This window comes from Vibrio sp. 10N.239.311.G01, from assembly GCF_041465805.1.
Taxonomy (GTDB): Bacteria; Pseudomonadota; Gammaproteobacteria; order Enterobacterales; family Vibrionaceae; genus Vibrio; species Vibrio crassostreae_C.
This window is the reverse complement of sequence record NZ_JBFSRM010000018.1, coordinates 99,814-109,934: the sequence shown is the minus strand read 5'-3', so window position 1 is coordinate 109,934 and position 10,121 is coordinate 99,814. Positions and strand designations below refer to the sequence as shown.

At 43.2% G+C, this 10,121-nt stretch carries 9 protein-coding genes; 3 read left to right on the top strand and 6 right to left on the bottom strand.

The features are described 5' to 3' along the window. Window positions 1-110 precede the first annotated feature (110 nt). The 3 genes from AB6D06_RS15135 to AB6D06_RS15125 all read right to left on the bottom strand — a co-directional run bounded on the left by AB6D06_RS15135 (window position 111) and on the right by AB6D06_RS15125 (window position 1,615). A complete protein-coding gene (locus tag AB6D06_RS15135; RefSeq protein WP_017059819.1) occupies window positions 111-680 on the bottom strand; it encodes a YceI family protein in 570 nt (189 codons plus the stop codon). Beyond that, window positions 677-1,216, bottom strand: coding sequence for a cytochrome b (locus AB6D06_RS15130; RefSeq protein WP_086967989.1), 540 nt, complete (start codon window positions 1,214-1,216; stop codon window positions 677-679). Before AB6D06_RS15130 ends, AB6D06_RS15135 begins: the two co-directional genes overlap by 4 nt. A gap of 153 nt (window positions 1,217-1,369) precedes the next feature. Further along, window positions 1,370-1,615, bottom strand: a complete 246-nt coding sequence (locus tag AB6D06_RS15125) for a DUF2164 domain-containing protein (RefSeq protein ID WP_017059821.1) — start codon at window positions 1,613-1,615, stop codon at window positions 1,370-1,372. 252 nt (window positions 1,616-1,867) lie between these two features. Here AB6D06_RS15125 and AB6D06_RS15120 point away from each other — a divergent pair, with 252 nt between their 5' ends. Continuing rightward, window positions 1,868-2,503: a hypothetical protein gene (locus tag AB6D06_RS15120; RefSeq protein ID WP_372110811.1), complete on the top strand. Its 636-nt coding sequence runs from the start codon at window positions 1,868-1,870 to the stop codon at window positions 2,501-2,503. A 575-nt stretch (window positions 2,504-3,078) separates the two neighbouring features. Further along, a complete protein-coding gene (locus AB6D06_RS15115; protein WP_372110808.1) occupies window positions 3,079-3,816 on the top strand; it encodes an EAL domain-containing protein in 738 nt (245 codons plus the stop codon). 179 nt (window positions 3,817-3,995) lie between these two features. Here AB6D06_RS15115 and AB6D06_RS15110 read toward each other — a convergent pair whose 3' ends face one another. From AB6D06_RS15110 to AB6D06_RS15100, 3 genes are read right to left on the bottom strand one after another with little or no spacing between them, the layout of a single operon-like run. Further along, window positions 3,996-7,055 (bottom strand): efflux RND transporter permease subunit, encoded by a 3,060-nt coding sequence (locus tag AB6D06_RS15110; RefSeq protein ID WP_372110805.1) that lies wholly within the window; start codon window positions 7,053-7,055, stop codon window positions 3,996-3,998. Then, window positions 7,052-8,107 carry an efflux RND transporter periplasmic adaptor subunit gene (locus tag AB6D06_RS15105; RefSeq protein ID WP_372099333.1) on the bottom strand — a complete coding sequence of 352 codons (1,056 nt, stop codon included), beginning with the start codon at window positions 8,105-8,107 and terminating at the stop codon, window positions 7,052-7,054. The genes AB6D06_RS15110 and AB6D06_RS15105 overlap by 4 nt, the downstream gene beginning before the upstream one ends. Then, window positions 8,107-9,195 (bottom strand): efflux RND transporter periplasmic adaptor subunit, encoded by a 1,089-nt coding sequence (locus AB6D06_RS15100; protein WP_372099331.1) that lies wholly within the window; start codon window positions 9,193-9,195, stop codon window positions 8,107-8,109. The genes AB6D06_RS15105 and AB6D06_RS15100 overlap by 1 nt, the downstream gene beginning before the upstream one ends. 150 nt (window positions 9,196-9,345) lie before the next feature. Between AB6D06_RS15100 and AB6D06_RS15095 the strand changes: the two genes are divergently transcribed. Further along, complete coding sequence (locus AB6D06_RS15095; RefSeq protein WP_372110802.1) at window positions 9,346-10,089, top strand: TetR/AcrR family transcriptional regulator; 744 nt, start codon at window positions 9,346-9,348, stop codon at window positions 10,087-10,089. Window positions 10,090-10,121: the final 32 nt, after the last annotated feature.

The following is a 10,121-nucleotide window of genomic DNA, read 5'->3' as shown; positions in this document are numbered from 1 at the left end:
CCAGCATGTTATCGCTGGCATTCATGTTAATGTGGCTACCGATGTATTGTTGAACACGAAATGTACAGCAAAGATCAACACGCCCTAGTTAGCGATCAACAATAGCTAGATTACTTCTTTACACCTTCAACGTGTAGATCCATATCTACATAGCTTGAAGCGCCCATTACTGGAATGTTGAAGTCAGCAAGTTCTAGACGAGTTGTACCAACGAAACCTGCACGCTCACCGCCCCATGGGTCTTGACCAGCACCGATGAATTCAGCTTCGATAACGATAGGCTTAGTTACACCGTGAAGTTTAAGGTCACCCATTACTTCAAGTTTGCCGTCGCCTTTATCAACAACTTTCGTGCTGTTGAATGTCGCATCAGAGAACTTACCAGCATCGATGAAATCGCCGCTACGGATATGCTTATCACGTTCTGCGTGGTTTGAATCAAGGCTTGTAGTATCAACCGTTACGTTTACTGTAGACGCTTCAACGTTGCTTTCATCAAATGAGAAATCACCTGAGAATGTGTTAAAACGACCTTGGATAAAGCTGTAACCCAGGTGGCTAACTTTAAAGTTAACTGAAGCATGCGCACCTTTTGTATCAATCACGTAATCAGCGGCGTTCGCAGCGAAAGGCATTGCCATTGCAAATGCTAATCCTGTAGCGATAATTGACTTTTTCATTTTGAAGCTCCTATCATTTTTCGTAGCGTATCGTCTTTGTCGATAACGTGGTGTTTTATCGCCGCTAAGGCGTGTACTGATGCCATGATGATCAGTACCCATGCAGCATAGTAGTGAATCGTTCCTGCGAGATCAGATTGGTTTGCAAACAGTTCACCCATACTTGGTACAGTGAACCAATTGAATACGTCGATCCCGCGGCCATCTGATGTTGAAATCAAATAACCTGAAATAAATAAAACCGCTAAGTTAATGTACATAAAGCCGTGAGCGATCTTCGCTGCTGCAACTTCATAGCTTTTACCTTCTACTTTAGGTGACGCGGTAACTAGTTTCCAAACCAAGCGGATAACGGTAACGGCAGCCAAAAGAATGCCTACCGAGCGGTGATAGTCTGGCGCTGTTTTGTACCACTCGCTGTAGTATGAAAGATCAACCATCCACAGGCCTACACCAAATAAGCCAAATACCGCGAGAGCTGAAATCCAATGCATCGCTCTTGCTAAAGGGTTGTAATTTCTAACGTTGTTGTCCATGCATCTCTTCCGAATGTTAACGAGTAGTGTAGTTTCGAAAAGCGTACCCTACACCAAGTTTGTGTAACATATTATTTACCAAGCTTTACATTGGTAACATCATTTCAAATTAAACGAGTTATTCAAATTATTTGAACAAGTTTGGGCTAAACGTTAGATTTCAACGATTTGTTCGATCTCGTAAAGCTCATCTGAGATATCTAACATTTTACGTTCCATGACTTTTTGAGCGTCTTCTATCCCTTTGTTGTAGTAAACCGCCCCAAACTTTTTACTTATGAAATCGACCAAGAATTCTGTGTCGAACTGACCAAGCTCCACATCGAGTTCATCCTGCAGGTACTTTTGGAGCGTATGAGTAAGCTCAGACTTTTGTTTCGAATCTAATTGAATGGTCATGAATGTTTCCAAATAAAGAGTAAGTAGATCAATTGTGATTTGCTGACTAGACTATAGTCGAGGTAACTAGCTAGAATTCCTCATAATTTAGAATACAGACCTGTAGAGCGCCAGTGCTATCCATAAAATCACTCAGCAATGGTTAATTTTGATAGAGAGATCAAGAACTCGCACTTTGACGATAGGTAACGGAACCGCAATTACCGTACTATTGCCCATCAATAAGATAGTAGCTGTGTATAAGGGACTTCATTGTTATTAGATCTAGTGATTAAAAGCGTTAATCAATTTCAAGACGATTGCCTAAAGCTCTGTGAACGCCACTACCCTACTGTACACAATCAAGGGATCAGTGAGCACCATATAGGTAAGGCATTTGCCCGCCGAATGGAGCACACCTTCGTTAGCTTTAATCATGCAAGCAACATCAGCCCACTTGAAATGCTTTCCTCTAGAGAAACGCCTCGACACTTCCGAATATCTTCCGAAATCGGTACCGTTTGGATGATCAGTCACCACATGGTGAGCGCGGGGAAAACTTGTCGTAGAAAGTTGATGTTGGACATTCATAACTGGCAATCAGAGTATGGATTTGCAATCCAACCCAATGACGTTTTGATCATTGTCTCCGACCATTGGATTAGCCGAAGTAAAAACAGTGGTGAATTATTGCATTGGTGGATGGGTGAACTCCCAGACGAGATCACGGAATATAGCCAACAAGGTATCACGCTAAGAGAGAGTGATTCTCAATTCGCTACTGACTTAAATAATAATTTTAAAATCAGCCCTTGCTTCATTAAATTTGGACACCCTTTAAAGCGGTCAGGAAATCAACAACTGGTTCGTAAATACCTGCAACTTTACGCAGTACTTCAATGGCAGTAAGAATACGGGTCAACTTTTTTAATCAGTCTTGAAAGTAAATAGTTAGACCTCCATCCCAGTATTTTATAAAAGATAACTCATTCCCTGTTCATTAATTATTCGAACTTCCTGTTTTAATTATTAATAGCCGATCGACTCACAGTCTCGATTTTGAGAGATAGATATCATTTCTGTGTAACTCGCTTAGTCAATCTATTTTATAACTTTGACACTCCCCCATAATTTAAGCCATTAACCCTACTTTTCTCTGGTGTATCAGCGTTCTAGCCTTATATTGGTTGGGGTTAATATGTGAGACGTTACTTAGCCATTAGATTCACTTAAACTATCAAACACAGTCAATGATAAGTAAATTTAATGGTTAATGTCATTTATCATGCTGATTTTTCGTTAGTTATATTAATTTAAATATTGACGTTACAAATGAATTTTTATTAATTGACAATTTAGTAACACCTGTCAATATTGTGACAGCCGTGACGTATATTCTCGTCATTAAATAAACACCTTTATTAGCGACTATGATTTTATCAGACAGAAGTGAATTTATTAGCTGTATATCTGTGGATGCCGATATGCAGTTTATTGCGAAATATCAAGACCTAACACTTAGAAGTGTCTACCAACCTATATTTGATTCTTCTATGACTCAGATAGGTGTAGAGGCTTTAGTTCGAATTTCGAACAGCAAAGGTGCCATTGTTCGCCCTGATCACTTCTTTCATTCCGACGAAACCTCATGCACAGACAAAATTAATGTCGAGAGGCTGAGCCGAGCCATTCATATACGCAACTTCGCACAGTCGACTATTCGTCATTTACACCTATTCTTGAATGTTCTTCCTAATGTTGGCGAGTTATTTGCCGCAGAGAAAGTGAGCGATAGCTTGTTAGCTAAGCGCCTGCATGAGCTTAATCTTTCATGCGAACAGATAGTGATGGAGTTGGTAGAGTTGAATGCAGAAAGTGAAGAGCGCTTGAAAGATGCCGCTCTTTCTCTTGCGGATAATGGCTTTCAAATAGCGGTCGATGATTTTGGAACACAAGCATCAACCGAACAACGCGTTCGTCACATTAACCCTCATATCATCAAGATAGACCGCTCGGTTATGTTGGACTTTGAACAAGGCGACACTCGAGGAATGGAGTTAGTGCTTGATCTTGCAAACCAAATTGGCGCAAAGACAGTGATTGAAGGCATAGAAACCCAACAACAACTCCAAGCGATGCAGAGCTTAGGCTTCAATATGTATCAAGGCTATCACTTAGCCATGCCAAAGCCGATTGAATTAGACATACGCCTAGCAATCTAGAATTGCCCTATCCTTCTCAAAGCCGCTTGACCATTGAGTAGCGGATTTTTTAATGCTTGCCTATTCGTACCCTCATACAGCTCTCACGTGTCAACACATTTCAGGACGGGACAACACGCATAAAAAACCCAGTCAAATTTGACTGGGCTGGCTTAAAAGAATCTGTTTTATATCATTCCCTAATAACCCGCAGTGGACGGTTTGATTCTATATAAAATAGCGAACATCACCGGTACTACTATTAGCGTTAGTACGGTAGCAAAGCCTAAGCCTGCCATGATGGTAATCGCCATCGAGCCGAAAAATGCATCGAATACCAAAGGAATCATACCCAAGATAGTCGTTAATGCTGCCATAGATACCGGTCGTACACGACTAATCGCACTGTCGACAACCGCTAAATATGGGTCTTTACCTGTTGATAGCTCACTGTTGATTTGGTCAAGCAGTACAATGCCGTTCTTCAAAATCATGCCGCTTAGACTCAATAAGCCAAGGAACGCTGTGAAGCTGAATGGCATATTGGTACCTAACAGACCAATTGAAACACCAATGATAGAGAGTGGAACCGTAAACCAAATCACAAGCGGCTTACGAACCGAGTTAAACAGAAGCATCGTGATGATAAACATCAGCAAGTAACCCATTGGCAGTGAGCCAAACAGAGATTCTTGCGCATCTTTAGAGCTTTCGTACTCACCACCCCAGCTAATGCTGTAGCCTTCTGGTAAATCTAATGCTTCTACCTTTGGTTTCACACGAGCAAACAGACTCGCTGGCGTTTCATCACCAAGAACATCGTGGTCAGCCAATACTGTTAGCGTACGTTTTCTGTCGCGACGCTGAATCAGTGGCTCAGACCATTGAAGCTCTACGCCATCAATCACTTGCTCAACTGGGATGTAAGTTTGTAGTGATGGGCTCCAAATCTTCACATTGTTTAGCGATTCGAAATCAAAACGCTCTTCTTCCGGTAAACGCGCCACGATAGGTAACATATGAGTACCATCACGCAGTAGGCCGATGTTGTAACCGCCAAACGCCATCTGTAATGTCTCAGACAAGTCAGTTTTTGAAATGCCTAGGCGACGAGCCTTAGATTCGTTGAACAGTGGTACAAGTTCTTTAGTGCGTTCACGCCAGTCATGACGAACATTTCGAGAGCCTGGATCGGCAAGCAAGATGTCTTCGACTTCAACTGCAATGTTACGCAGTACTTGTGGATCGGCACCGATAATACGCGCTTCAATTTTTGAAGCGGGTGACGGACCAAACTCAATCAACTTGAACTGGAACGTTGGTTGCTCAAATTCGTTCGCTAAGTCTTTGTCTAGCGCCGCTAGAGCCTTAAACATAGTGTCGCGGTCAGTGGTTCTTACTTGTAACTGGGCGTACGCTTCGTAGCTTTTCTCTGGTTGGTAAGTCAGTGCGAAACGTTGCATGCCCTGCCCAACCGTTGTCGTTACAAACTCCACGTCGTCTTGCTGGCGAATGTAGCTTTCAACTTTTTCTGTCTGCTTGATCGTTTCACGAACATCGGTGCCTTCTGGCATCCACATGTCTACGTAAAACATTGGGGTATTTGACGGCGGGAAGAACTGCTGCTTCACCATACCAAAACCGACGACAGAAACTGCTAATAGAGCGACCATACTAACTACAGTAAGCCATCTAAATCGAAGTGCTACTTTCAGACACGCACCGAATACCACAAACAGGATGCCTTTGTATGGGTCTTCGTTCTCATCAACCTTGTCTTCTTCTTTAAGCAACATCTCGGCAAGGAATGGCGTTAGTGTTAGTGCAGTTACCCAACTCAAAAACAGTGAGAAACACAGTACCCAAAACAGTGAACCCATGAATTCGCCTGTCGCATCCTTCGACAAACCAATCGGTGCAAACGCTGTGATAGCGATAATGGTCGCACCTAACAGTGGCCATTGTGTTTGCTTGACGATGTCTTTCGCTGCTTGAAGCTTGGTTTTGCCTTTCTTCAAGCCCACCAAAATACCTTCAACGACAACAATCGCATTATCCACCAGCATACCCAGCGCGATGATCAGTGCCCCCAGAGAGATGCGGTGCAGTTCAACATCGTTGTAATCCATCAGGATGAAGGTACCGAATACCGTCAATAGAAGAACCAAACCGATGATCAAACCAATGCGTAAGCCCATTGCGAACAACAATACAATGATAACGATGGCTACCGCTTCAACTAGGCTGATTAAGAAGTCAGCCACAGATTTGTCTACTTCTTGCGCTTGGTTGTAGAAGTAATTCAGTTCTACACCCGCTGGCTTAATGCTTTCTAGGCGATCCAGTTCCGCATCCAGTGCTTTACCAATCTCAACCACGTTTACACCAGAAGAGAACGCAATACCCAAGTTGATTGCAGGTTTACCGTTGTACGTTAATACATTACCCGGTTTTTCTTGAATACCACGAGTCACTTCAGCAACGTCTTTTAGACGAATTAGATTGCCAGTGTCACGACCATGAATGATTAGGTTTTCTAGTTCTTCAACCGTGCTTAATGTGCCGTTTGGCTTAATCGTTAGGCTTTGACCATTCAGCATCACCTCGCCTGCCGATACCACACTGTTTTGTTGTGCTAGCAATGCTGTCACCGTCGACATATCTAGGTTCAATGCGGCTAAGCGTTCCAGTGACATCTCAACAAACAGTTGTTCTTGTTGGTCACCTGCAATGCTAACTTTACCGACACCGTCAACCAGTTCGATTTCACGCGTTAGGTAATCTGCGTACTGTTTGAGCTCAACGTAATCGTAACCATCACCGGTCAGCATGATCATCACACCAAACACATCACCAAAATCATCGATGATCTGAACGGAATTTACACCACTTGGCAGTGTTGGTTGTAGATCGTTGATCTTACGGCGCATTTCATCCCAGATCTGAGGCAGCTCGTCTGGACCGTAGTCCATCTTCATACTGACCATAATTTGGGACATACCGTTCGATGATGTCGAGGTAATCTTGTCGATGTACGGAAGCTGTCTTATCTCTTTTTCTAGTGGGTAAGTCAGCTCTTCTTCAACTTCCATTGACGTAGCGCCAGGGTAAGTTGAAATAATCATTGCATCTTTAATGGTAAAAGCTGGGTCTTCTAAACGGGATAGATTACCAAAAGACGTCACACCGCCAATGGCCAAAATGACTAGAAACAGCCAGCTGATTACTTTGTTCTTTATTGAATATTCTGCGATGTTCATTCTGCTTTTCCTGACAATTGGATTCCGTCACGGAGTTTTCTTAAATTCGAATTTACGAGTAGCTCACCTTGCTCAACACCATGAGCGATGAGTGCGCCTTGGCCACTGATCTTGTCGACTTCTACTTCGCTTTTGAATGCTTGTCCGTCTTCCATTTTCCACACATAGAACTGATTCGCTTCAGAGCCCGCTTCTAGCGTTGTCATTGGTAATTGGTAGCCTTGAACATCGCTCAGGCCCGCTTTCGCCATATCTACATTGACCGTAACGCTCGTGCCTGGCAGGATTTCACTTTCAGGCTGCTGCATCTGCATCCAAAATTCGTAGGTACGGGATTGTGGGTGCAGTTCACTGGTGTGTTCTAGATACGTCAGTGGATATTGGCCTGTGTGACCGCCAAAGGTCGCCTCAGGACGATAGCTATTTGAACGCATGTCTGGGCTAATTGACGCCAAGATCGAATCTGATACTTGAATTCGCACATACACCTTGTCGTTCTGGTACACACTCAGTAGTGTTTCTCCAGGCGCCGTATTTTCGAATCGTTGCTTATCGACAGTTGAAACTGTTCCTGAGAACGGCGCTAAAAGTTCTGTGTAACTCAGCTTGCGTTTCGCCGCCGCCAAATTCGCCGATGCGAGCTTATAGTTAGCCGTCAGTTGGTCGTGTTCTGATTGCGATAACATTTCGCTGCCAAACATCTCCGTTCCACGGGCCAACTGTTTGCTTGCCAGTTTGAATTGAGATTGAGCATCAGTCAGATCTTGTACGTACGTTGCGTTATCTAAGGTGGCTAATAACTGCCCTTTTTCGACATTGTCGCCCGCTTCTACTAATACTTGTTGAATCTCGCCTGCTAGCTTAAATGCCAAGGGAGTCAATTCAGCTGGCATCACCTGTCCATTAAAACTTCTGAACTGATTAGTAAGCGGTGCGCCAACTTCAAAGGTAGAAACCAACAAAGGTGGTTGTTCACGGTGTACAGCTTCATTGTTACAGGCTTGAAGTAACAGAACCGACGCGACAACAACTGATAATTTTGAAAGGTTCATTAAATACCGCCCTCACGAAGCCAAGCTTTTACTTGTTGTCCGTCTGATAACACATCCACACCCGCTTCAACGATAAGGTCACCAGACGACAATCCGTCGATAACCTTGCCTTGCTCATCAAGAAGGACTTGTACTTTAGAAATCAGTTGAGAGTCAGGGTTATAACGCCATAGTTCACCATGGCCTACGTCTTTGTTTAACCAAGCTGAATCCACAATACCAATGCCGTAGTCAGATTTACTTTTCTGAACTTCAACTTGCGCTGTCATACCAGAAAGTAGATTGATGCCTTCTGGCTTTTCGATAGACACAACCGCTTGGTAGCTGTTGGTATCTTCATCTGGTTGCGTTGAGATTTCTTTAAAGCGAGTCGGGATACGAATGCCGCGGTGGTTGTCCATCACAACCCACATGTTTGAGCTCGTTAGGTCTTGAATAGAACGGTCTTCAAGCTTTGATACTGGAATTGAAAACGTCACATCCATTTCACTGTGATTCAAAATATTCAGTACAGGCTGCTTTTCTGCGATCAATTGATATTGCTTTCCAAACACCATCGATACCACGCCATCGAATGGAGCAACTAAGGTAGTGTAGCCAAGGTTTGTTTTTGCTTGGTCCAACTCAACTTCAGCGGCAGTAAAGGTGTTTACGGCTTGGTCGTAGTAATCGGTACTGACCAGTTTTTTCGCATACAACTCAGAAGCTTGTTTGTATTGGCTGTTCGCCAGATCAAATTTAGCTTGGGCTGCGTCAACGGCAATACGGTAATCCGTCGCGTCTAATACGGCTAACACCTGACCTTTCTTCACTTCTTGTCCCATACGAACATCGAAGGTTTCTATATCTCCACCCACTTGGAAAGAAAGTGCCGCACGGTCGGTTGCATCAACCTTTGCAATGAAGCTATCGAGATCAATATCAGTCTGTTGTGGGATTTCGAACAGCTTGACTGGCTTGATTACCTGCACATTTTCCTCTGACTGAACTTTGTCACATCCAGTTAGAGAGCCTGCGAGCAATAGTGCTGCAATAACAGCTCCCATGCGCTTGCTCGATATGGCATTGATAGACAAATTGAACTGCATGATGCCTCTCCGTTTAATTATTATGATTTATTACACAGGTGGGCAGTATATTTAATATTAAATAATTCTCAAGATTTACTTTCCACTTGTGCAGTATTTTTTATTTCAGTAAAAACAGTGTAGAATGTTGTAATCAGGTAATTATGTGAAATGAAGATGACCGAAAAGAAGCAAGGTAGAAGAAGTGCAAAAGACGCCGAAGAGACGCGTTTTTTGATCATGAGCGTTGCCGCAGACATGTTCTGTGACTTTGGCTACGATCGTGTATCACTGCGAAACATCAGTGAAAAGGCAGGCGTCTCGCATAGCCTTATCCGCCACCACTTTGGTAGCAAAGAAAAGATTTGGCATGCAATAAGTGATTGTTTACACGATTATTTTCAGTCTTACATCAGTAAGATTATGGAAGAGCTGCCCAAAGATGTTACGCCAAATATCGCTATCTACCTGTTTAGCATGCGTCTGTTCACCAACATGATTCACTCACGTAGGCCAATGCAGCTTATTTCAGACTCTGTTCGCCAAGAAGACAACCTAGTTGATTACTTCATCGACAATGTCGGCGATGTTGAAAAAGAGATTAACGGGCTTGCCGCTGAGTACAATGCAGCTAACCCAGACAAAATGATCAACATTTACGAAGTTAAATGGCAAATGATCATGTACGCAAACGGCGCTGTATGCCTCACTCCCTTTATGGAAAGCACTTGGAATGAAGGCGATATGGTCACCTCTCCTGAAGATGTTCTACTTAAGCATTGGCAGCTTTTCAACACGCAGATGGTCAGCAAGTTCAATATTGATGAAGAGTGGGTTCTAAACCCAACCTCGATTGAAGAGCTGATTTATGAAGTGCCATGTGAATGGAAATGTAACCAGGAACATAAAGCTTAATCGGGTTCATACCCATGATGAGCTTATAAGAT